General features: G+C 62.1%; 17 protein-coding genes and 6 tRNA genes. 13 read left to right on the forward strand and 10 right to left on the reverse strand.

The genetic code is table 11. The features are described 5' to 3' along the window. Window positions 1–29: 29 nt before the first annotated feature. On the reverse strand, window positions 30–2,462 hold the full coding sequence (locus ACRQEG_RS04260) for a DNA gyrase/topoisomerase IV subunit A (protein ID WP_320757483.1): 2,433 nt from the start codon (window positions 2,460–2,462) through the stop codon (window positions 30–32). A gap of 77 nt (window positions 2,463–2,539) precedes the next feature. Between ACRQEG_RS04260 and ACRQEG_RS04265 the strand changes: the two genes are divergently transcribed. After that, window positions 2,540–3,760 (forward strand): alkaline phosphatase family protein, encoded by a 1,221-nt coding sequence (locus ACRQEG_RS04265; RefSeq protein WP_320757482.1) that lies wholly within the window; start codon window positions 2,540–2,542, stop codon window positions 3,758–3,760. Between the two features lie 32 nt (window positions 3,761–3,792). Here ACRQEG_RS04265 and sepH read toward each other — a convergent pair whose 3' ends face one another. Continuing rightward, entirely contained in the window at window positions 3,793–5,040 is a 1,248-nt protein-coding gene (gene sepH, locus ACRQEG_RS04270; RefSeq protein ID WP_320757481.1) for a septation protein SepH, read from the reverse strand. Between the two features lie 225 nt (window positions 5,041–5,265). On the opposite strand from sepH, the gene ACRQEG_RS04275 reads away from it, so the two are divergent. The 4 genes from ACRQEG_RS04275 (at window position 5,266) to ACRQEG_RS04290 (ending at window position 7,426) form a co-directional block, all read left to right on the forward strand. Further along, window positions 5,266–5,565, forward strand: coding sequence for a DUF4193 domain-containing protein (locus ACRQEG_RS04275; RefSeq protein ID WP_016442648.1), 300 nt, complete (start codon window positions 5,266–5,268; stop codon window positions 5,563–5,565). A 125-nt stretch (window positions 5,566–5,690) separates the two neighbouring features. Further along, window positions 5,691–6,440 carry a DUF3710 domain-containing protein gene (locus ACRQEG_RS04280; protein ID WP_320757480.1) on the forward strand — a complete coding sequence of 250 codons (750 nt, stop codon included), beginning with the start codon at window positions 5,691–5,693 and terminating at the stop codon, window positions 6,438–6,440. Window positions 6,441–6,446: 6 nt separating this feature from the next. Beyond that, the gene (locus ACRQEG_RS04285) at window positions 6,447–6,698 is read left to right on the forward strand and encodes a hypothetical protein (RefSeq protein WP_320757479.1); all 252 of its coding nucleotides are present in this window, start codon (window positions 6,447–6,449) and stop codon (window positions 6,696–6,698) included. Between the two features lie 29 nt (window positions 6,699–6,727). Next, the gene (locus ACRQEG_RS04290; protein WP_320757478.1) at window positions 6,728–7,426 is read left to right on the forward strand and encodes a DUF3159 domain-containing protein; all 699 of its coding nucleotides are present in this window, start codon (window positions 6,728–6,730) and stop codon (window positions 7,424–7,426) included. On the opposite strand, the gene ACRQEG_RS04295 is transcribed toward ACRQEG_RS04290, so the two are convergent. Continuing rightward, window positions 7,378–8,100: a potassium channel family protein gene (locus ACRQEG_RS04295; RefSeq protein WP_320757477.1), complete on the reverse strand. Its 723-nt coding sequence runs from the start codon at window positions 8,098–8,100 to the stop codon at window positions 7,378–7,380. The genes ACRQEG_RS04290 and ACRQEG_RS04295 overlap by 49 nt on opposite strands. Then, entirely contained in the window at window positions 8,097–8,744 is a 648-nt protein-coding gene (locus ACRQEG_RS04300; RefSeq protein ID WP_435715980.1) for a potassium channel family protein, read from the reverse strand. Before ACRQEG_RS04300 ends, ACRQEG_RS04295 begins: the two co-directional genes overlap by 4 nt. Before the next feature lie 54 nt (window positions 8,745–8,798). On the opposite strand from ACRQEG_RS04300, the gene ACRQEG_RS04305 reads away from it, so the two are divergent. Both ACRQEG_RS04305 and ACRQEG_RS04310 read left to right on the forward strand, forming a co-directional pair. Further along, complete coding sequence (locus tag ACRQEG_RS04305; RefSeq protein ID WP_493926376.1) at window positions 8,799–10,583, forward strand: APC family permease; 1,785 nt, start codon at window positions 8,799–8,801, stop codon at window positions 10,581–10,583. Next, the gene (locus ACRQEG_RS04310) at window positions 10,580–11,860 is read left to right on the forward strand and encodes a class I SAM-dependent RNA methyltransferase (RefSeq protein ID WP_435733790.1); all 1,281 of its coding nucleotides are present in this window, start codon (window positions 10,580–10,582) and stop codon (window positions 11,858–11,860) included. The genes ACRQEG_RS04305 and ACRQEG_RS04310 overlap by 4 nt, the downstream gene beginning before the upstream one ends. Here ACRQEG_RS04310 and ACRQEG_RS04315 read toward each other — a convergent pair. Both ACRQEG_RS04315 and ACRQEG_RS04320 read right to left on the reverse strand, forming a co-directional pair. After that, window positions 11,857–13,074, reverse strand: coding sequence for an HRDC domain-containing protein (locus ACRQEG_RS04315; RefSeq protein ID WP_320757473.1), 1,218 nt, complete (start codon window positions 13,072–13,074; stop codon window positions 11,857–11,859). The two genes, ACRQEG_RS04310 and ACRQEG_RS04315, sit on opposite strands and share 4 nt — an antisense overlap. Before the next feature lie 104 nt (window positions 13,075–13,178). Beyond that, the gene (locus tag ACRQEG_RS04320) at window positions 13,179–13,745 is read right to left on the reverse strand and encodes a DUF3000 domain-containing protein (RefSeq protein WP_274735724.1); all 567 of its coding nucleotides are present in this window, start codon (window positions 13,743–13,745) and stop codon (window positions 13,179–13,181) included. Between the two features lie 66 nt (window positions 13,746–13,811). Between ACRQEG_RS04320 and ACRQEG_RS04325 the strand changes: the two genes are divergently transcribed. Continuing rightward, window positions 13,812–14,855, forward strand: a complete 1,044-nt coding sequence (locus ACRQEG_RS04325; RefSeq protein WP_320757472.1) for a lipid II:glycine glycyltransferase FemX — start codon at window positions 13,812–13,814, stop codon at window positions 14,853–14,855. A gap of 34 nt (window positions 14,856–14,889) precedes the next feature. On the opposite strand, the gene treZ is transcribed toward ACRQEG_RS04325, so the two are convergent. The 4 genes from treZ to ACRQEG_RS04345 form a co-directional block, all read right to left on the reverse strand. Then, entirely contained in the window at window positions 14,890–16,737 is a 1,848-nt protein-coding gene (gene treZ / locus ACRQEG_RS04330; RefSeq protein ID WP_320757471.1) for a malto-oligosyltrehalose trehalohydrolase, read from the reverse strand. Next, window positions 16,737–19,352, reverse strand: a complete 2,616-nt coding sequence (treY, locus tag ACRQEG_RS04335) for a malto-oligosyltrehalose synthase (protein ID WP_320757470.1) — start codon at window positions 19,350–19,352, stop codon at window positions 16,737–16,739. The genes treZ and treY overlap by 1 nt, the downstream gene beginning before the upstream one ends. A 10-nt stretch (window positions 19,353–19,362) precedes the next feature. Continuing rightward, window positions 19,363–21,525, reverse strand: a complete 2,163-nt coding sequence (gene glgX, locus ACRQEG_RS04340; protein ID WP_320757469.1) for a glycogen debranching protein GlgX — start codon at window positions 21,523–21,525, stop codon at window positions 19,363–19,365. A gap of 52 nt (window positions 21,526–21,577) precedes the next feature. Beyond that, window positions 21,578–21,649, reverse strand: a tRNA-Val gene (locus tag ACRQEG_RS04345). Window positions 21,650–21,862: 213 nt separating this feature from the next. Here ACRQEG_RS04345 and ACRQEG_RS04350 point away from each other — a divergent pair. From ACRQEG_RS04350 to ACRQEG_RS04370, 5 genes are all read left to right on the forward strand, one after another. Further along, window positions 21,863–21,935: transfer RNA gene (locus ACRQEG_RS04350), tRNA-Gly, on the forward strand. A gap of 59 nt (window positions 21,936–21,994) precedes the next feature. Beyond that, window positions 21,995–22,065 (forward strand) — tRNA-Cys (locus tag ACRQEG_RS04355). A 4-nt stretch (window positions 22,066–22,069) separates the two neighbouring features. Next, window positions 22,070–22,144: transfer RNA gene (locus ACRQEG_RS04360), tRNA-Val, on the forward strand. Window positions 22,145–22,215: 71 nt separating this feature from the next. After that, window positions 22,216–22,288: transfer RNA gene (locus ACRQEG_RS04365), tRNA-Gly, on the forward strand. A 1-nt stretch (window position 22,289) separates the two neighbouring features. Further along, window positions 22,290–22,364: transfer RNA gene (locus ACRQEG_RS04370), tRNA-Val, on the forward strand. Window positions 22,365–22,638: the final 274 nt, after the last annotated feature.

Consider the following 22,638-nt stretch of genomic DNA (forward strand, 5'->3'; position numbering starts at 1 on the left):
ACACTAAGGCGGGCGCTCGCGCCGCGTGGCTAGCTTCCGATAGCCGCAACCGGGACCGTCAGGGCACTGCCCGAAGCATCCCGCTTCTCCTCAACCGCGGGTAGTTCAACCGGCTGGCCGGAGGCCGTGATGGCGCGCAGCGGCTCTGGGCCGATAGCGGCCAGTGCCACAACATTTTCCCCGCGCAGGAAACGCTGGGCGCGCACCCCGCCCGTACCGCGGCCTTTTGCGGGGAAACGATCCAGGGGCGTGACCTTGGCACTACCCGGTTCGGTACCCGGGAGCGCCTGCGCATTCGAGGCAATCGTGACCACCAGGGAACCGGCAAGATCATCACCGGGCACCACCCCGAGGGCAATGACCTGGGCACCTTCCGCGCAGCGAATCCCGGCAATGCCCTGGCCGGCCCGGCCCTGCGGGCGCACCAATGATGCCTCAAAGCGCAATAACTGCGCATCGCTGGTGATAAGTACCACCTGGTCGGTATCGCGGGCCAGCGCGCAGCCCACCACGCTATCGCCTTCAGCCAGGGTAATAACTTCCCAGCTCTCCCTATTCGGGTAAGCACCGTTCACCCGCTTAATCCTCCCGTGCGCGGTGGCGAGGGTGAGCACTGGATCACCCTCTGCGGCGGTGAGAGGAGCCAGCCCGATGATGCGTTCCCCGGAGTCCAGAGAAACAAGATCGGCCACCGGGGTGCCCCCGGCTAGCGAGGGTGCCCCCGCGGTATCCGGAAGTGCGGGGACAGTAAGTACATCCAGGTCGATCATGCGCCCGTGGCTTGTCACCACTCCGATATGCCCGCGGGCCGTGGTGGCAACCCGCGAAATAATCGCATCGTGGGCTCGACGCGGGCCGCCGCGTTCGGGAGCATCGCCACCCGCGGTGCGCGCCACCAGCCCGGTCCCCGAAAGTAACACCCACGTCGGATCATCGGAAACCTCCAGGGGGAGAGCTTGCGGGGCCGCGGCGCTGGCCGCCCCATCCGATTCCAGGAGCACGGTGCGCCGCGGAGTCCCAAATTGCTGGGCCACTTCCGTCATCTCAGTTGCCACTACCTCCCGCAAACGTTCGGGCGACCCCAAGATTTCTTCCAGCTCCGCAATCGTGCGTTCCAGCTCCTCACGGCGCCCTTCCAGCTCAATCTGCGAATACTTCGTGAGGCGGCGCAGCCGCAGCTCCAAAATATAATCAGCCTGAGCCTCGGACAGATCAAAAACCGCCATGAGCCGCTCGCGGGCCGCCGCGGTATCATCCGAAGAACGAATAACCGCGATCACCTCATCAATATTGAGGACGGCAATAAGTAGGCCCTCCACCAGGTGCAGATCAGATTGCGCGGCCCGTAAACGGTGCTCACTGCGCCGGCGCGTCACCGTGATACGGTGCGCAATCCACACCCGCAGCAGCTCCAGCAGTCCCAGGGTTTGCGGCTGGCCGTCAACCAAAGCCACATTATTAATACCGAAAGAATCCTCGAGCGGAGTGTGCTGGTACAGCTGGGCGAGTACTGCTTCGGGGTGGAACCCATTTTTTACTTCGACGACGAGCCGCATACCATGGTGCCGGTCCGTCAGGTTCTGGACCCCGGAGACGCCCTGGATTTTCTTGGCGTTAACGGCGTCCTTGAGCTTGTCAATGATCTTTTCCGGACCCACAAGATAGGGCAGCTCCGTAATAACGATGCCGCGCTTACGCGCGGTGATTTTTTCGATGCGCGCCGTCGCCCGGGTTCGGAAAATCCCGCGCCCGCTTTCGTATGCTTCACGGATTCCGTCCAGGCCAATAATTTTGCCGCCTTCGGGCAGATCCGGACCGGGGATAAAACGCATAATGTCGTCGAGGCTCGCATCCGGGTGGCGCAGCAGGTGCTTCGCCCCGTTAATAACCTCAATAAGATTATGCGGCGGAATATTGGTCGCCATTCCCACCGCAATGCCAGAAGAGCCGTTGACCAGCAAATTCGGGATCGCGGCCGGGAGTACCTCGGGCTGTTGGAGCGTGTTGTCATAATTGGGGACCATATCGACAACGTCCTCGTCGAGCGAGGAAATCATTGCCATGGCCGGGGCAGCTAGGCGTGCCTCGGTGTAGCGCGAGGCAGCTGGCCCGTCGTCGAGCGATCCGAAATTACCGTGACCGTCCACCAGCGGTAGCCGCATGGTGAAAGGCTGGGCGAGGCGCACCATCGCATCATAAATAGCGGTATCACCGTGGGGGTGGAGGCGTCCCATTACGTCACCCACCACACGCGAAGATTTCACGTGCGCGCGGTCGGGGCGCAGGCCCATCTGCCCCATCTGGAAGAGAATACGGCGCTGCACCGGCTTGAGACCGTCGCGAGCATCGGGCAGGGCACGCGCGTAAATCACCGAGTAGGAATACTCGAGGAAGGACGTGCGCATCTCCTCCGACACGTTAATATCGACGATATGTTCCGCGGGGCTCGTATTCTTGGGCATTGCTCAATTATCCCGCTTTTTGGCCGCGCGCGGGGCGGCGGCACAGGAGTGTCGGGGCGGAAAGTAGACTGAGAGGCATGACTGAGCTTCCTGTGTTGCCCGGGGCGCGCTCCCTGCGTGCCGTCTTGGGTGAATGTTTGGCCGCCTGCGGGGTGCTGCCCGAAACGGAAAACCCGGCGGCTGAAACGGAACGGGTGGATGGCCCCACAGCGGGCCGGGCGAGCGTGCCACATACGCGGGGGGAGGGCGTGCCTGATACGCAGCGGGCGAGCGTGCTGGACTTGCCGCGGGCCAGCCGGGTCTGCCTCGTCCTCGTGGATGGCTTAGGAGCGGAAAACCTGGCGGTGCGCATCGGCCACGCGCCCACCCTGCGTGCCTTGACCGCGCGCGAACCACTCACCTCCACGGCACCGTCTACCACCGCCGCAGCGCTCACCACCCTGGGCACCGGGGCGCTCCCCGGGTGTACCTCGATGCTGTCCTACTCCCTGCGTTCCCCGCGTACCGGCCGTAACTTTTCCCTGATTAGCTGGGAGGATAGCGGGCTTGACCCGGAAGAATGGCAGCCGGTGCCCACCTGGGCGCAGCGCCTGGAGGTCGCCCGCCCCGGCACGGCCACGCAGCTGGGTGCCATCCAAGATCCTGACCATATCGGTTCGGGGCTGACTCGGGCGGCCTGGCGTGGCTTTACCGCTATCGGGGGGCTGGCCCTCGATGACCGGGTCCACCTGGCCGCCCGGTTCCTGCGCGAGGGTGGGCGTTTCGCCTACCTGTATTGGGGGGAGGTTGATCACCGCGGGCACCGCTGGGGAGCCACCAGTGAGGAATGGACCATGGCGCTCGAAGATCTGGATGCCGGTATCCGCCTGCTCACCCGATTGCTCCCCCCGGATACTCTGCTGGTCCTCACCGCAGATCACGGCATGGTTGATCCGAGCGAACGTATAGATGTGGCCACCACGCCCGTGTTAAGCGAAGGCGTGGATCTATATTCGGGGGAGGAACGCGCGGTTCATCTTTACACCCGGGAACCGGAAAAAGTGGCGGCGCGCTGGCGGGACTACCTGGGGGGGCGCTCCTGGGTGTACACCAAAGAAGAAGCCATCGCGACCGGCATGTTCGGGCAGGTTACCGCGCAGTCACGCGAAGCTATGGGCGATGTGCTCGCTTTCCAGCGTGGCCACCTGAGCGTGGTCCACACCGGGCACATGCAGCCGGGGGCCACCTTTATGCGCGGGGTCCACGGTTCGCTTACTCCCACGGAAATGCTTATTCCCTTGCTTTTGGAGCTCAAGTAGCGCCGGAATGCGTAGCGGTGTACCCGCCCAAGCTAGTCTTTTTTACCGAAGACAATCTCATCCCAGGACGGCATGGTCGGCCGATCGGTGCGCTTGCGCCCGCGCCGTGCATCGGTACCTGCCTGCGCTGTTTTCTCTGGCGCACTTGCCGGCGCGGTTTTTTCGGCAGCCGGCACGCTAGCCGAGGCAGCGCCAGCCGCACCGCTCGCCTCAGTTGAGGCATCGGACGGTCCGCCATCGGCATCGGAGGCAGCACCCGCACCAGAAACCGTGCCCGCGGCTGAGCCAGCGGCCCCGCTCTCATCTGAAACGGAAGCCGGGCGGAGCACCGGGGCCTGGGTGAGTTCCTCGGGCTCCAGCAGCGCCCGCTGACCGGGTAGCTGCCCCTCGCGCGAGGGCAGGGAAACGATGGTGGCCGGAGCCCGCAACTCCTCCTCATCTTCGGGAGCCCGGTGCGCCCCGTCCCACTCATCGGGATCAATATCATGATCGGCATCCGGCATGGGGCGTGACTTACCCCGCTGGGAATCAAGCGAGGCCAGCACCTCATCAATAGAGGCCCGGGCCGGGGGAGTATCCGCCGCGCTCGGGAGGGCAGCTGGGGAGGTCGGTACCGCGGCGGGAACCGCCGCGGGCGGCGTCGTACCGGAAAAAACAGTATCCGCAGCTCCTGCCACCACCGCGGGAGTGTGATCCGGGCGCCACGGGCCAGCATCGGCCGTGAGCGACGTTTCCGACAGCCACGAGGCCTCATCATTACGGGACTGAAGAGTATGGCGATCCGTGTCGATAAACCAGCGGGCCTCGTGCTCGCGCCCGGCGGATACAAAACGGACGATCAGCGCCCAGGGTTGCCCCGCTTCGCGCACCGCATCCCAGGTGATCGAGGCGGTATCCACATCGCGGGCAACAAGTCGGGATGTGACGAGTTCTTCAACTGTGAAACCGCCCACGTCGCGCCCGAGAGTGTAGTTACGGGCCTGCGCGGCGGTGTAGTTACGTTCGGCAATAATGGGATACGCCAGGGCGGAGATGCGTGAGGGAGGCAGCGCGGCCATCTCGGAAATATCGTCCACGCTACGGCCGGCACGCACGAGAGCTTGGATTTCACGCGGCCCCATCGGGGTGATCTCCTCATCGGGAGTGCTGGGATGGGGATCCTTGCGCAGGGCAGCACGCAGATCATCGGTGACGGGCAGCAAATAGCGATTACCCTCCTCATCGTTGAGCGTGAGGTTGTGACCGTCGGGTTGCAAGCCGAGCAGCTCCAGCTTTTTCATCTCTTCCCTTACTCTTGGTACCACTCTTAGGGTGCCACCTCCGGGCCCGAAAAGCAGGTATTGGGCGCGGGTGTGTTTCCAAGTGCCGCGCGTGCTGTTACACTAAGCGCGCAGTACCACCCGTCAGGACCATACGCGAGGGCGGAAAGATCCGTTTCTCGCGGGTGGACGCCGGTTCGTGCGGAATCCACCGCATGGACCCCGGCACTTTTGGAGAGTGACTTTATGGCAACAGATTACGATGCTCCGCGTAAGCAAGACGAGGAGCTCCGCGAGGATTCTTTCGAACAGCTCGCCGGGCGGCGCTCGGACCAGCAATCCGGTGCGGTTGACGAGGACGAAGTCGAAGCGGCCGAAGGCTTTGAGCTTCCCGGCGCGGACCTGTCCAATGTTGAGCTATCCGTCAATGTGATTCCCGCCCAGGATGATGAATTCACCTGCTCACAGTGTTTCCTGGTTCACCATCGCTCCCAATTGGATCACGTGGAAGACGGCCTGCCCGTCTGCGTGGATTGCGCGGGCTAACCGGAAGTACGACGACGCCGCGGCCCTTCGGGCCGCGGTATCTCACCACAGCGCATCTCAACACGGTGCGACTTCCCTCATTAGACTAGAGGGAATGAAGGAATCGGGACGAGGAGTATAAAGCTATGGCATGGTTCTCACGGCGGAAGAAAAACACGACCGCGGCATCGCAGCTGGAAGAACGTGAAGAAACCGGCCAGAACCTCGCTGCGGAAAATTCCGGCGTGGTGGAAAGTGGTGGAGAGGCCGCTGCCGGAGCTGAAGCTCGCGCTGTAGGCCCGAAGGAACGCGGCCCCTACGATGAATCCGAGGCCCCGGAGAATCCCGCTCTTATTGACGGCGGTGCCTTGCGACTACCGATTCTGCCCGATGCCACCATGCAATTCTCCGTGGATCGCGAACGTCAGGTCGTGCTTGGCGTGGTCTACGTGATGGGGGATTCCGCGGTGCAATTGCAGGTATTCGCCGCACCGAAATCCGCTAGCCTGTGGGAGGATATCCGGGTAGAAGTGATTTCCTCCATCGCCAACCAGGGCGGGCGTTTCCAGGAAGCCGAAGGGGAATACGGCCCGGAAATCCAGGCCCAGATGCCCGCGGAGAACGGTCGGGTACCGGTGCGCTTTATCGGTATTGACGGCCCGCGCTGGCTGCTGCGGGTAGCCGTGACCGGGCGCGGGGCGGTAGATCCGGAGCGCGGTACCGAGGTACTCCACCGCGTCCTCGATGATCTGGTGGTGGTGCGTGGTTCTCAAGCTATCCCGCCGCGCGAACTGCTTCCCCTCGCTCTTCCCCAGCAGGGTGAGCCGGAACCAGAAACTCCTGATACCGGAATCGAGCTCCCCAAGCGCGGCCCGGAAATCCAAGAGATCCACTAGATACCCATGGCTACACCGGTGTGGGTGACGGGGGATATTATCGCCATCACGTACCCGGGCGCACCCGGAGGGAGTGGCGCCCATACCCCGGAAGTACGTATCGCTGTGGAAACCACCGCGGGGCTCCTCACCCTTATTTTCCAAGGGCGGCGCACCATCGACTGCGTGCGGGTCGGGGACCGTATTCGTGCCCGGGTAGTGCCATTGCGGCGCAGGGGCGTGCTGGTAGCATATAACCCGGAATATATCGTGCTTTAGCGAGCACCCCTGAACAGCCGGGAGGCCACATGGATACCACCACACCCGGCGGCGGTCTGCGCGCGGTTCTCGGGGAAGAATTCGACGCTTGGAAAGCAATAGGCGGGGTGCGCGGCGTTATCGAAGCTAATGTTCCCGCCCTTGTTTTTGTGATTATTTATTTAGCTACCCGCAATATTCCCCTGGCGGTCCTCGTTCCTCTGGGCATGGCCGTTCTGGCTATCGTGGTGCGGCTCATCCAGCGGATCGACGTGATGCCGGCCCTCGGCGGGCTTTTTGTGGTTGGAATCTCGGCCTTTTTCGCCTGGCGCTCCGGACGCGCGGAAACCTATTTCCTTCCCGGTTTCCTCACCAATGCCGCTTACGCGGTAGGAGTGACTATTTCCCTTCTCATCCGCCGGCCCATCATGGGATATATTATCGGGATGCTGCGCGGGGATATTGCCTCGTGGCGCAACGCCACCCACCCGGCCGCTCGGCTCACCTACCGGCGCTATACCCGCATTACATGGCTGTGGCTCGCCATGTTCGCCGGCCGCGTCGTCGTACAACTGCCCTTCTTTATCAGCGGCAATACCGCAGCGCTGGGCGTTATCAAAATTATTGCCGGCCCGGTGCTTTTCTGCCTTATCCTCTGGGCCACCTGGCTACTGGTGCGTGGCCTGCCCCCGGCCAGGACCTACCTGGAGCCTTCCGAATCTACGGCGGCCTCTCCTTCCGCATCTTGAGCGGGGGCCGGGCGGGGCCGGAAATAGCCCTTGAGGGCGGACATATCCACATCGTCCCCGCCATCAATGAGGAGCACCTGATCATCCACATCCACGATTAAATCGGCATCGGCGGTCAGTGGCACACCATCACGAATAATGGCGTTAATGGCGACTCCGGAGGGCAGCTCAATATCGCTGATGGCGCTTCCCACCACCGGGGCATCAGCGGATACCGAAACTTGCCACAGACTCGCCCCGCTGCGATGGAAACGCATGACCTGGGTGAGCGACCCATCCGAGACCGCATCTTCCACCAGGGAAGCCATAATGCGCGGGGTGGAAACCGTGACATCCACACCCCAGGCATCGGTGAACAACCATTCATTACGCGGGTTATTGACACGCGCGATGGTGCGGGCGATACCGAACTCGGTTTTTGCCAGCAAAGACACCACCAGATTTACTTTGTCATCCCCGGTGGCGCACACGATAATATCGGCCTCCGCCGCGCCCGCTTCGCGTAATGCGGGAACTTCGCAGGCGTCAGCCAGATGCCAATCCGCATCCGAAGCACTCGAAATACGCATAGCGGAGGGCTTTTTATCCACGATAGAGATCGAATGCTCGGATTTGAGAAGTTCGCGGGCCACCGACACCCCGACGGCGCCAGCCCCAATAATGAGAATATTCACTGCGCACCTTCCGATTTGAGCAGCATATGTTGTACGCCGGAGGCGTCCGCGGAAGCCACGAGCACTTTGAGAGTATCCCCGTCCTGAATAACGGTGTCACTGTGGGGGAGGAGCCCGGCCAGGCTACGGATAATATAGGCGACCCGCGCCCCGGTTTCGTCTTCCACATCCGCCACGGTGCGCCCGAACCAGCGGCGATCCACCGCAACTTCAATCAGGGAAATCCGGGCGAGGGGATCGCGGAATTCGTGGTGGGGTCCCAGCGGAATGAGTTCGCGCAGCACCCGGTCCGCCGTCCAGCGCACCGGGGCCACCGTGGCAATTCCGAGCCGTTCGTAGATAATCGCGCGGGTGGGATCGTAGACACGAGCCACCACATTGGTCAAGCCAAAAGTTTCGCGCGCCACCCGGGCTGCGATGATATTCGAATTATCGCCCGAGGATACGGCGGCGAAGCCGGCGGCGTCGTCGATATTCGCGCGCGCTAAAACATCGCGATCAAAACCCACGCCGGTGATCTGCTGCCCCGGGAAATCTTCGGGGAGCTTGCGGAAAGCTTCAGCGTCCTGGTCGATAATGGCCACCGAATGGCCAATGGCGGAAAGCGAGAGCGCCAGCGCGGCACCCACGCGCCCGCATCCCATAATTACGAAGTGCACTACATTACGCTACCGCAAAGCGGGTACCGTATCCTAGTGATGAGAAAATTATCGTTCCTGGGGATGTCCCAGTACGTGGGCGCGGCTACCTGCGTCTGCCTGGCGGTGGTGTTGCTCCCACGCAGTATTCAACGCGGGGCACCATTCGCGAACCCCACCCTCGTGGGCGCCATGGCGCTGGCGGGGGCCGCGGTGCTTGCGCTCGTGGTGGCGGCCACCATCGCGGCTTCTCGCGTGGTGCCAGGCAAAGCCGCGCACCAGGTCGTTTCACGCTATATCTCACCAGCTTTCGGGACGGTTGCCGCTGCCGCACGTTTCGCGGCTTTCGCGCTGCTCCTGGTCCTGGCCGCTGGCCTGGTAGGTATGGCGGTGAATGCGCTCACCCCGTTGGCAGTGGACGGGCGTCTCATTCAGATCCCGCTGGTCGTGGTCTGCGCCCTGCCCGCGCTGCTGCATTGGCGTTTACCGCTGGCGGGCGCCTTGCTCGCCGTGCTCGCGGCGAGCGGGGTGATTATCGCAACCCTTGTCACCGGGCTGGTGCGCGAAGCCCGCGGCACCGTCTCCCTCGCGGACCTCATCACCAACCGCGCCGAAGAACTACCCGGTTCCCAAGCTATCCACCCGCTCGGAAATACTTTTGTCATTATGTGCTTCCTGGCCGCGGTGGTCCTGCTGGTTGGTGGGCGCATCGGTACCGGGCGCGAACGTTTCTTAGGGCCGCGCGCCCTGAGCACCATTGCCGGTGTTGCCGCGGTGGTGCTTTCGGGCACGTTCTATCTGGAAATGCGCTTGGATATCCTCACGGTCCCGGTGGGCCTACCCAGTATCGTTATGGGTACGGCGTTTTGGGGAAGTACCGGTCGTATTGTCACCGCCATTGCCTTCGGCTTCCTCGGGTTAGTCTGCGTTTTCGTGGTTTACGAGCGCCTCCCGCGGCTGTTGCGGGAACTTGCATTCGACGGCGCCCTGCCCGCTCGCCTCGCCGCCCCGGAAGCTTTCCGGGCCCGCAGCGGTGTTGTGCTGCTGGTTGCGGTTCTCGCTGGCGCTCTCGGGGTATTTTTGTCGACGACGCACGCCGGTGTCGTCGCCCTTGTCTTTGTATGTTTCCTTATATTTACGCTGCATTGCGCGGCGCTCTCCCTGCGCGGTGGGCAGATCCTTAAAACTTCGGAGCGGCGGGAGGAACGCCGGGCTGCGCATGCCTCGCGCTGGGGTTTCGCTTTCTTCGCGCTGGCGGGATTCGTTGTCCTCCTCGTCACGGTGGCCATGCAACCTGCCTGGACCCTCACGTCGCTCGCGGCGGTGGCGGTGCCCACCGCGGGGATGCTCATCGCCCAGCGCGGGCGCGGAAAGATGAGCGCCCACCTCAAACCCTTGGATGTAGGAGCGGGGCGGAGACTTCCGGTCCGTACCCACGCGGTGGTATTGGTTCAAGAACTCAATTTGCCGACTTTGCGGGCGGTTACCTACGCGCGGGCCTTGCGGCCCTCCACCTTGACCGCGCTCACCGTGGACCTGAGCGAAAGCCGTACCGCCGCGCTGCGCGCCGCCTGGAGCCAATCCCAATTGCCGGTGGGCCTGACCGTGCTGGGTAGTCCCACGAGCGGGGCGCGCGGGCCGCTCGTGGACTACATTCGTTTCCTCCTCGACACCCACCCGCAGGATATTGTGCTGGTTATCGCGCCGAAAGTGGTATCCACGACCCTGTGGCATCGGGTGTACCTGCGCCGATCCGTACCCCCACTTTTCGCTGACCTGTCCTATGACTCGCGCCTCATGCTGGTGCAAGTTCCCTACCAAATCCACTCGGGAGAAGACCTGTGACCACACCCGCTGCTCAAGCTCATTATTCGACCGTCGATATCACCCTGGAAGATATCGGCCACGGCGGTATTGCCATCGGGCGTGCCGACGGCAAAGCGATTCTGGCTCGCTTCGGGCTGCCCGGGGAACGCGTGCGGGTGGCCCTTACCGAGGAACGCGCCCGCTTCGCCCGCGGGGATGTGATTGAGGTCCTCGGCGATCCGTCGCCGTACCGCCAGGCCCATCCCTGGCCGGAAGCCGGACCCGGGGGAGTGGGCGGTGCAGACCTGGGACACGTTGTGTTTGACTACCAGCACGAGTGGAAAACCCGGGTCCTTAGCTCAACTCTCCGTAGGATTGGTGGCCAAGCTCTCAGTGATCATCTGGAAACACAGGGGATCGTTCCTGCGGTCACGGCTCTGGAATCCGACCGCGCTAGCGGCGGTTGGGCGAGCCGCACTCGCATTGACGTGACTGTGACCTCGGGACGTTTCGGAATGTTCCGCGAAGGCAGCCGTGAGGTTCTGCCCATCACTTCTATGCCCCTCGCCGTCCAGGAGATCGAGGAGCTGGGGCTGTGGGACGGACGTTACCTCACCCGGCTCGCCCGCAGCCTCGGCCCGCTGCGCGATGGCCAGCGGGTGCGTATCCTCGCGCCCTCGGCCAGTCCGCTCGCGGTGAGCGTCGGCGGGCGCACCTTCGATGCGACCGGCGCGGAATGCTCCCCCTTTGTGCGAGAAGAGGTGCACGTGGGGGAGGAGAACTACTGTTACCGGGTGCGAGCCTCCGGTTTTTGGCAGGTGCACCGCGATGCGCCAGCCACCCTTATCGATCTGGTGACCCGCGCCACCGGCGCGGAGCCCGGCGACCATATTCTCGAACTTTACGCGGGTGCCGGTTTGCTTACCGTGCCGCTGGCTCGCGCGGTCGGGGAAACCGGCCGGGTGGAAAGCCTGGAAGGTGCGCGTACCGCGGTGGAGGACGCCCGGGCGAATCTGCGGCCCTACCCGTGGGCGCGTGCCCGTACCGCTGCTATTTCCGCGCGTGATATCGACGACGCCGATATCCTCCTCGCCGATCCTCCCCGGAGCGGCTTGGGAATCGCGGCGGCCCGGGCCCAGGATCGGCGCGCCGCAGCGAGCCGGGCCCGCCGGATAGTTCTCGTTTCCTGCGATCCGGCCGCGTTGGCCCGTGATGTGGCCACGATGGTGGAGTCCGGGCGAAGCGTGGAGTCCATGCGTGCTGCCGACCTCTTCCCCAATACCCACCACTTTGAAGTGGTGACAGCGCTGTGCTAAGAGCGCACCGCTGCGGCAATCCAGGCCGCGGTATTCTCCACCTGCCAGGGGCGTGCCCCCAGCTCGGCCAGCGCATCACCAATGGCGGGGGCGGTATGCGCTACCCGGCGGCGCAACAGACGCGCCAGCTCACGCTGCACGGCAGGTTTGAGGAGTACATCGTGGCGGATTCCCAGCTCCGCTGCGCGTTCCTGAACCGCGCTGCGCACGTGGTCAAGTAGGTGCGGGATTCCGCGTTCGGCGCGTCGGGAGGGGCGGGCCGGGGCGAGTTCGGGAAGTTCAGCGCTCGGCAGTGCCCAGGCCTGGGCCACCGCCTGCCACAAGGCCGGAGCCAAATACTGTTTCCCGCAGGTACGCAACGGCCTGGAGGTACGCACATCAGCCAGGGAGCGCGGGCGACGCCGTGCCAGGGCCGCGATATCGGCGCGGGAAAGTACCAGATCCGGGGCGGTATCTGTGGTCTGGGCGATGCGATCCCGGGCCTGCCACAGGGCCCGCACCAGGGCGAGATCGCGCCGGGAAGAAAAATCCTGGCGGTGGGTGGCGCGCCGCCACGGTTCTGCGGGAGCTGCTTTGGGAGGCCGGGTGCGGATCTCTTCAAATTCTTGGGCCGCCCATTCCAGGCGCCCGGCCCGCTCCAGGCGCTCGAGTTGCACGTGGCGCAGGGGAGCGAGCAATTCCACGTCGAGCGCGGCATAAGAACGCAGCTCATCGGCGAGCGGGCGCTCTGACCAATCCGCTTGCGAATGTTCTTTGGCGAGGAGCAATCCTAGATTTTCCGCGAGCTGAGCCTGGAGGGAAATACGTTCATCACCCAAGAGCAACGCGGCTACTTCGGTATCAAAAAGTTTGCCCGGTCCCGGCCGTAAACCCAGGTCTGCCAGGGAGGGCAAATCCTGATCGGCAGCGTGCAAAATCCACACGGCATCGCCAAGAATCGCGGCCAGCTCCGGGTAGTACTCCTCATTTCCTACCGGATCGCATAGCAGTGTTCCCGAGCCCTCGCGGCGCAGTTGAATCAGGTAGGCCCGGGCAGAATAACGGATTCCCATGGCGCGTTCCACATCTACCGCGACGGGGCCGCTGCCGCGCCGCAACCGTGCAAGTGCGGGGCGATAGGCGGAACCGGTGGTGAGCGGGGGGATACCTTCACGCGGGGTATCCACATGGACCCGGGTGGGATCTTCGCTCCAGCGAATAGAAGAAGACGTCATAACCTCACAACTGCATCAGACTAGGGATCGCGGTTAATACTAGCGGGACTGCGCAGGCGCGGGGTTGCCACGCGCAGGAGTGCCACCTCCTAGCGGGATCGCACCTAGCGAGCTGGCAGCGCCGTCGTTCCTTCCGGAGCTAGGCCGCAGGCCAGCGCAATAAAATCTGCCCAGGCGCGCACGTGGTGATAAAGATCGGGGCTGTTCGGCGTCCAGGAGGCCCGTAATTCCACTTCGGTCAGGGAGGAGGAGAGTTCCAGCCCGCCGAAGGTTTCGTTGTACATGCGGGTCACGGTGCCGACCAGGTGGTGGTAGTCAGCTCCGTGCGCATCCAAAGTATCGGCCAACCACGCCCAGGCTACTTCGCCGAGCAGCGGATCGCCGGCCATGGCCGCATCCATCGGCGCCCCCATATGGCATACGATCCGGAAAGTTCCGTGCCAGGCCTCCTGGCCGGCCGGGTCATGAAGCACCACGAAGCGGGCTCCTCCGCGGTAGTTATCCGGTTCCATCGCTGTCGAATCGTTAATCTCAGCTTGAAGCGCAACGGCCCACGGGGCTATACGCTTGGGCGGCGGTATCTGCACGATGTGCAGCTCGGGACGAAACTCGTGCCCGCGCAGGCTATCGAGCGCGGTGAGGAAGTCCTCGGGTGCATGAATCTGAGACACGTTAGTTACCGTAATGCGCCGGTGCATGGGTTTTAGCCAGGCGCGCCGCGCGGGTAGGATGGCGGCATGTCTACACTCTCGCTGTCGCGGATCGATGACACCACCTACCTGGACCTGGCCGCGGGCCACGGATTGCCCCTTGAGCAGCTACCCGCCTGGGATCGCTATGAGGATGCACTTCCCGGTCACGCACCTTTCGGGCGTTTCCTGTGGCGTGATAGCGCCGGCCAGCCGCGTGCCCTTATTTCTCTCACCCGGATGGAAGGGCGCGGTTTTACTTACCTGTGGGCGAAAAAAGGCCCGGTGTGGTTGGGGGAACGGCCCACGGCCGGCGAAGAACTGGAGTTTCGGACCGCGCTGGCGCAGCTGGTGCGGCGCGCGGACCGCGGTCTCGCTTTTATGAGGATTCACGCCTGGCACCGGGCTCCGGATCTGCACGAATTACTGCAGACGGTTACCTATGATCGCACCGTGGTGGTCGACGTCGCACGCCCGGATGCGGAGATCCGGGCGAGTTTCTCCAAGTCGGGACGCCGTCAGGCACGTAAAGCCGAGGCGGAAGGCCTGGAATTTTGTGACGAAACGGAGCGGGCCCGGGAAGTATTCCCGGAGCTGTACGCCATCCTCACCGAAACTGCTACCCGTGATGATTTCGGGGCGGCACCGATGAGCCAGTACGTGACGATGCTGGAATCTCTGGGCCCGGATAACGCCCGGTTATTCGTGGCGCGCGCGGAGGGGCGGGCACTAGCTTGGCAGATTGTGCTCGCCACCGATGATCTCGGGGAGGCCTATTACGGGGCGACCAATGCGGAGGCACGCCAGCGCCACGCTTCTATGTTCATGGATATGCATACGATGACGTGGCTGCGCGAAACCGGGCGGAAATCTTATGATCTTATGGGAGTACATTCGGAGCGCGCCCCGCAACTGGAAGGCGTGACCGGATACAAACAAAAATTTGCCCCGGATTTCACCGAGGTGGCCGGGGCCTGGGATGTTCCGCTGCGTCCGCGCTACTACCGGGCGCTCAAGTTCGCCCTGCACGCGAAGCGCGCCGTCGCGCGCACGGTGCGTGCCGCGCGCGAACGTCTGGGGCGCAGCAGGTAGGCAAAGCTTCCTCAGCGCGAGTCGCGTCTCGGGCCTAGGTATTGTGGGGGCTGAGAACCGCGAAGCCAGGACCGGAAAAATCAACGTAGGATTCGGCCACGGTAACGCTGCCCCAGATGAGGAGCGTATGCAGCTGCCCTGCCTCGGGTGGTAGCTGCACCCGGGTAGGAAGCGCGGTTTCCGTGGCCGGCGTGCGGGCCGGTGTTTCGCCGGGGAGCGGGGAGGTCGCTGCCCCTACATGGAAAACCACGAAGCTCGCTCCGCGCCGGTAATAACCCGCAGTGCCCAAGCGTACAATCTCTGAATCTTCTCGCTGCGGGGAAGCAAAATCTGGGTGCTCACGCCGCAGCCGCACTAGCTCCCGGGTCACTTCGAGATAACGAGCATGGGAAGGTTCTTCTAATTCTGCCCAGTTCAGGTGCGATTGGGTGAAAGTGGAAAGCGCCTGGGGCGGGGGAATTTTACCGGCGTGTTCACCCCAATCCCAGTCGCGAAATTCCGCAATCCGCCCCGCGTCCACACGTTCTCCCAGCTCCGGAGTGTGATCGGTGAAGAATTGGAAAGGTGTGGAAGTACTCCACTCCTGGCCCATAAAGAGGAGGGGCGTAAAGGGGGAGAGCAGCATGAGCGCGTCGGCGACGAGGGCGCGTTCGGCGCTCAGGGTATGGGAGCGGCGGTCTCCCAGTGCGCGGTTACCCACCTGGTCGTGATTTTCGGTATAGACAAGGAAACGGCGCGAATCAAGCGCATCGGGCACCGGAGAACCCCAATTCTGATTCCGGAACGTAGAGAAATTACCGTCGTGCACGAAGACGCGGCGCATGGCCTTCTCCAGGGCTCCGGGTAACGCAAAATCCCCGTAATAGGCGAAATTTTCCCCGGTTGCATAGGTATGTAGGGCATGGTGGATATCATCAGCCCATTGCATATCCATACCGTAGCCACCCTCACGGGTGGGGCGCAGCATCCTCACATCATTGAGGTCCGATTCTGCCACGAGCGCGATATGCCGCCCACTCTCCGCGGCGAAAGCCGCGGCGGCGTCGGATAATTCTGCGAGGATGTGGTGATCGGAACGGTCCCGGATCGCGTGGACGGCGTCAAGCCTAAAAATATCCACGTGGTAGTCACGGGCCCACTGGAGCATATTGTCGATAAAATAACGCCGCACCGGGCCGGAATCCGGGCCGTCCACGTTCACGCCCGGGCCCCACACGGAAGAATAGCGATCCGTGGTGTAGGGGCCGAACTCCGCCAGGAAATTCCCGTCCGGTCCGAAATGGTTGTAGACCACATCCAGGCACACCGCCAGTCCGGCGCGGTGCGCGGTCTCTACGAAACGTGCGAAACCCGCCGGGCCGCCGTAATTTTCGGTGACCGCATAGATATCCACGCCGTCATAGCCCCAATTGCGGGTGCCGGGCACCGGGCAAATCGGCATGACCTCGACGATATCCACCCCGAGGTCGCGCAGGTACCCGAATTTTCGCGCCGCTGCCTCAAAAGTCCCTTCCGGGGTGAAGGTGCCGATATGCAGTTCGTAAAACACTTTGCCGAGCGGATCAATCCCGGGGAAGGGCGAAAATTCGAAAGCGTCGAGATCAACAGTTTCGGAGGGACCCATGACTCCTTCGGGTTGGCGCCGGGTACGCGGATCAGGCAGCCCCGTTCCGCCATCCAGACTGATGCGGTAGCGGGTGCCGGCGGGGAGGGCGGTATCGAGAATCCACCATCCCGGTCCGCTAGCTAGAGCAGCGCCGTCGCGCCCAGAGCGAGCTGCCGTCATATCTGAGGCTGTGACCGGTCGGAAGGGGAGGCGTTCCCCGTCCACGAGGGCATCAACGCTCGCGCGTCCCGGTGCCCACACGCTCAGCGGTTCCATTAATCGCCGCTCCTTTCGGTGCCGGCTTCGGGATGCGCTTCGGTGCGGTGTCCGGATCCAGTTTCGCGCGGAATTTCGGCTTCGCAGCGGGCATAGACCGCCACCGGCAGGCTTGCGCAGGCATCCCGGACGAAGAGCTGAGGCCCCTCGAGCTCGCCGTCCGCCAGAACATTGCGCCAACGGCCGGGCGGGAGGACGATATGCGCATCGCCCCAGCCGCCGGCCAGTTCCTGGCGGTGCGCGAGACGCGAGACCAGCACAATAACATCCGGCTCTCCGTCCAGAGTGCGGGTAAATGCAAAAATATTCCCGGTGGTAGCAGCTAGCGGCTCGTAACCTGAACGCAGTGAAACGAAAGTATCAGGGCGGTCGCGACGCAGGCGTAAGAGGCGCGAGGTCACCCACATTTTCTCTTCATCGACGCTCGCTTGCGCGGGTAGCGCCTCCGCGGCATCTAGGTGGTCGAGAATATCGACAAGGCGCTGGTAATTGACCGGGCGGCGGTTATCAGGATCGACTAGCAAATTCCGGGTAATTTCCTCTCCCTGATAGGTATCGGGCACCCCGATAAGGGTGAGAGCCAGCACCTTCGCGGCGAGGATACGTGCGCGGCGCGCCGGCCGGGTATGCTCCCACCAGGCCGTGAGCTCAGCCACCGATTCCGGGGTGGAAATCACCGAACGAGCATAGGTAAAAAGTCCGGTTTCCAATGCTTCATTCGGCTCCGTCCAGGTGGTCCAAGTTTTTTGTTCCCGGGCGGCCTTGCGCAGGTAATCAATGAGGCGATCAGCTTCGATCGGTCCGTTATCCGTCCACGTTCCGATAATTGTTTGCCACATGAGATTTTCGATCTGGCCATCGAGCTCAGCCGGGCGGGAGGTGGCGTGCCGTTCACGTAGCCCTTTGAGAAGCTCAATCCATTCGGTGGGGTAGTCCGCCAGGGTGGCAATAGCGGCGCGAGTATCTTCTCCCCGTTTGGTGTCATGGGTGGTGAGCGTGGTCATCATCGCAGGCCAATCGGCCATCATCTGCCGGGTCCAGGTATGCAGTTCATCAGGGGTGATCGATGCACGCCGCGGATCGGATCCCACCTCCGTTGCCGAGGTGAGCGCGGTATAGCGATAAAAAGCGGTGTCCTCCACACCTTTGGCCATGACCGCTCCGCATACCTGCTGGAAACGGATAATTGCCTCATTCCGGGAGGCGTCGTGGCGTTTTGCGGCCGAGCCAATTTCTCGCCCGAGCAAAATATCCACCACAACATCCAGGGTTTCGCAGCGATCCTCGGAAAGTAGTCCCCGGGCGCGTTCCGCGGCTTCGAGGAGTGCAGCTTCGGCACTGGCATGCGGTTTTTCGCCGGGAACCACATACGCTCGGTAGCGGTCCATGCAGATGACGAGCGCGGAAACAGCATCGTGCAAGGAGCGTTGGGAATGATCGCGCAGGCGCAGGTCGTCGTGGCATACTTCCGCCATGAGTCGCGCCATCCGTTCTACTTCCGCCTGGAGAGAAGAATGCATAATCTGATGTTTCGCCTCGCGCTCCAGAACCGGATACGGCTCGGTGGTATGGGAAAGATGCACGAAATTCGCGGTGAGGGAGCGCACTCCCTCCGGGTCTGTTAGCAGTGCTCCAATGCGCCAGGATGTTTCGTACCCGGTGCACCCCGCGCATTTCCAATCCGAGGGGAGTTTCTCATTACCTTCTAGGATTTTCTCCGCTACGATCCACGCCCCGCCGGTTGCCTCGTACAGGCGCTCCATATACTGGCGCGGATCGGCGAGCCCATCGGGATGATCGATACGGAATGCATCAATAAAACCGGCGTGGAAGAGCTCCAGCAGCAGCGCGTGGGAGGCGTGAAATACCTCGGGATCCTCTACCCGAATCCCCGCGAGGGTATCCACATCAAAAAATCGTCGGTAATTAAGTTCTTCTTCAGCTACTCGCCAATAGGCGAGCCGATAGTGCTGGCGTAGCAGCAGTTCTGCCAGCGGTAGAAATTCGGTGCCTTTCCGGACCGGGAAAATGTGGTCATAGTAGCGCAGTACCGGAACTTCGCCGTCGTCCTCATAACCTGGTACGACGACGTGATCGAGCGCAATTGCCTCCCGGGCCAGCGCCGTACCCACGCGTTCGCCCAGCACCGGGATGAGGATCCCATCGTCGCTGGACTCCACGTCAATATCGAACCAGGAAGCGTAGGGCGACTCGGGCCCGTCGCGCAGCAGGGACCACATGGCTCGATTGAGGTAGAGCGGGGTGGGCATCGCCATATGGTTGGGAACCACATCAACGATGATGCCGAGGCCAGCAGCGTGCGCCGCATTCGCAAAAGCCTCAAAACCGTCCCGCCCACCCATCGGCTCGGAAATCCGGGTGTGATCAACTACGTCATAGCCGTGCGTGGATCCCGGGGCTGCCTGGAGGATGGGGGAGCAGTACACATCGGTAATCCCGAGCTGCACGAGGTAGGGGAGCAGGGCGGTGGCATCCGCGAAGGTGAAATGGGGACCGAGTTGCAGTCGATACGTGGACACGGGTTGGCGCTGCCCGGCGCCGGGTACGTGGGAACGTAGAGCTGGAATACTGGAGGTATCAGTGATTGCGGTCATACTTTCGAGCTTAGCGCACGGTCGGCGTAGTTTTCTGAGCACCGGCCAGGGCATCATCGATATCTTCTTCGGAGGGCTCATGCACGAAAACGCGCATCGAGCGCCCGATCAGACTGGTGGTATCCCCGGAAGCGAAAATCAGCTGGGGATTCACCTCCGCCGCGGTATTAACCACCTCTGTCCATTCGCGGGCGTAGTCGCCGCCGGGGATTGCGAACTCAACTTCGTCGTCGCCCGCATTGAACATGAGGAGGACATCATCATCAATAATTGGGTTCCCGCGCTCATCAGGTTCGCGGATGCCAGCGCCGTTGAGGAAAACCATCAGGGCACGCGCGAAACCGGAATCCCAATCGGAATCTTCCATCTGGCTGGAATCGGGGCGGAACCATTCGATTTCCGGCAGACATCCTTCACAAACAGGATCGAAACCGGAAACGAAACGCCGGCGCCGGAAGACCGGGTGGTTCTTGCGGAAAGCAATCGCTGCCCGCGTGAATTGTAAAATATCCATCTGGCGGTCATCGAGATCCCAATCCACCCAGGCGATCTCATTGTCCTGGCAGTAGGTGTTGTTATTACCGCCCTGGGTGCGCCCAATTTCATCACCGTGGGAAATCATTGGCACGCCTTGAGAAAGTAGCAGGGTGGAGATGAAATTACGGATTTGGCGTTCGCGCAGATCGAGAATATCGGGATTGTCCGTGGGGCCTTCTTCCCCGCAATTCCAGGAGCGATTATTAGATTCTCCATCCGCGTTGTTCTCACCGTTGGCTTCGTTGTGTTTCTCGTTATAGGAAACTAGATCGCGCATGGTGAAACCATCGTGCGCGGTCACGAAATTAATGGAGGCAAAGGGGCGGCGCCCGGAGGATTCGTACAGGTCTGCGCTGCCCGTCAGGCGCGAGGCGAATTCCGGAAGGGCAGCGGGTTCCCCGCGCCAGAAATCACGCACGGTATCACGGTATTTGCCGTTCCATTCTGTCCATAGCGGGGGGAAGCCTCCTACCTGGTAGCCACCTTCGCCCACATCCCAGGGTTCGGCAATGAGTTTGACCTGGGAAATGATGGGATCCTGCTGGATGATGTCAAAGAAGGAGGAGAGCTTATCTACCGCGTGAAGTTCCCGGGCCAGAGTGGAGGCTAAATCGAAACGGAAACCATCCACGTGCATCTCCGTCACCCAGTACCGCAGTGAATCCATAATCAGTTGGAGGGTGTGCGGGGAGGTCATATTCAGGGAGTTCCCGGTCCCGGTGGTATCGAAATAGTGCCGTGGGTCATCGGGAACCAGGCGGTAGTAGGACCGGTTATCGATACCTTTGAAGGATAGGGTGGGGCCCATGTGGTTCCCTTCCGCGGTGTGGTTGTAGACCACGTCAAGGATGACCTCAATATCAGCTTCGTGAAAAGCTTTGACCATGGCCTTAAACTCATCGACCTGCTCCCCGCGCGACCTGGTGGCGTAGCCATCATGGGGTGCAAAGAAGCCGATGGTGTTGTAACCCCAGTAATTGCTCAGCCCTCGATCCTGGAGCGAGGTGTCATTGATAAATTGGTGCACCGGCATAAGCTCAATAGCTGTCACCCCCAGCGAGGTGAAGTAGTCGAGAACGGGTGGGTGGGTCAGGCCCTGGTAGGTACCGCGCAATTCTTCGGGAACATCCGGGTGGCGCTGGGTGAAGCCCTTCACGTGCGTTTCATAAATAATGGTCTCGTTATATTCATGCTTGGGTGGGCGGTCATAACCCCAATCGAAATAGGGACTGATGACCACGGAGACCGGTACGTGGCCCAGCGAATCCAAGGTGCATGGTTGCGAAGGATCGTTGAAATCATAGGAAAAGACTTCCTGGGCATTCGTGATATTACCTTCGATCGCTTTGGCGTACGGATCTAGAAGGAATTTGGAAGGATCGCAGCGCAGACCGTGGGCCGGATCGTAGGGGCCGTGCACGCGATATCCGTAGCGCTGCCCGGGTCGAATCGAGGTGAGGTAACAGTGCCAAACATTGGCATCGACTTCCCGCAGTTCCACACGGGTTTCCTTATTGTTATCGTCAAGCAGGCAGAGCTCGATTTTCTCAGCCACGGAGGAGTAGATCGCGAAATTCGTGCCGGTGCCGTCGAAAGTAGCGCCCAGCGGATACGGGTGTCCAGGCCAAATTCTCATACCTGAGTATCTCATACGAAAGTGGGAATATACTGAAAATCTAGTGAAACGGTGGGCGATACTGGGTTCGAACCAGTGACCTCTTCGGTGTGAACGAAGCGCTCTACCACTGAGCTAATCGCCCGGGCGACCGTAACGGCCCGTGCATCACGCAAGCTTATAGGGGGCGAGCGGTGAAACTCAAATTTAACTAACGTGGTGTGCACCTCACTGCCCCGGTTTGACCGGGCGCTCGGAAAGTCGCTATAGTTTTTCGATGTCATCGACGTCGCCGCGGCGGTTCCCGCCACGGTATAGCCTGGCCGGCAGGTTTGGTTAGTGATTGTTGAGTGGCCGCGCGGATGTAGCTCAGTTGGTAGAGCGCAACCTTGCCAAGGTTGAGGTCGCGGGTTCGAGCCCCGTCATCCGCTCGGATGTGAAGAAAGGCAAAGCGGCACACGGTGCCCATACTCCTCTCACGTATCCGGACGGTGGGTTGGCCGAGAGGCGAGGCAACGGCCTGCAAAGCCGTGTACACGGGTTCGAATCCCGTACCCACCTCGCGGGGCGATTGGCGCAGCGGGAGCGCGCTTCCCTGACACGGAAGAGGTCACTGGTTCGATCCCAGTATCGCCCACCATTATTTCCTCGCAGCGCCATTTTGACCCGGCTCTCACGGTTGGGTAAAATAGTGGCTCGCTGTGAAACAGTGCGGATGTAGCTCAGTTGGTAGAGCGCAACCTTGCCAAGGTTGAGGTCGCGGGTTCGAGCCCCGTCATCCGCTCGGGCGATTGGCGCAGCGGGAGCGCGCTTCCCTGACACGGAAGAGGTCACTGGTTCGATCCCAGTATCGCCCACCACATATATTCCCCACAGATCGCTACTTCAAGGGCTTCCCACCTGTCATGCCTCAGCTGCCCGGTGGCTCCAAAGTTGCGGCGTACCCCTCGTGACCTTCGTGAATGGGATAATGGACAGAAATATTTAATGGCGCTGTGGCGTTGGCTTGGGTCCGGTCTGGAGCTGCATGAACCGTGCCCGGGAACAAAGTGCGAGGGGGGGCACCGCACCGGACCACCGCACTGGAGCACTGCACCGGACCCCGCATCGGCCATTGCCTCACCGCCGCGTCCG

Origin of the sequence: Actinotignum stranguriae, from assembly GCF_051265215.1 — a bacterium.
Classification (GTDB): Bacteria; Actinomycetota; Actinomycetes; order Actinomycetales; family Actinomycetaceae; genus Actinotignum; species Actinotignum schaalii_C.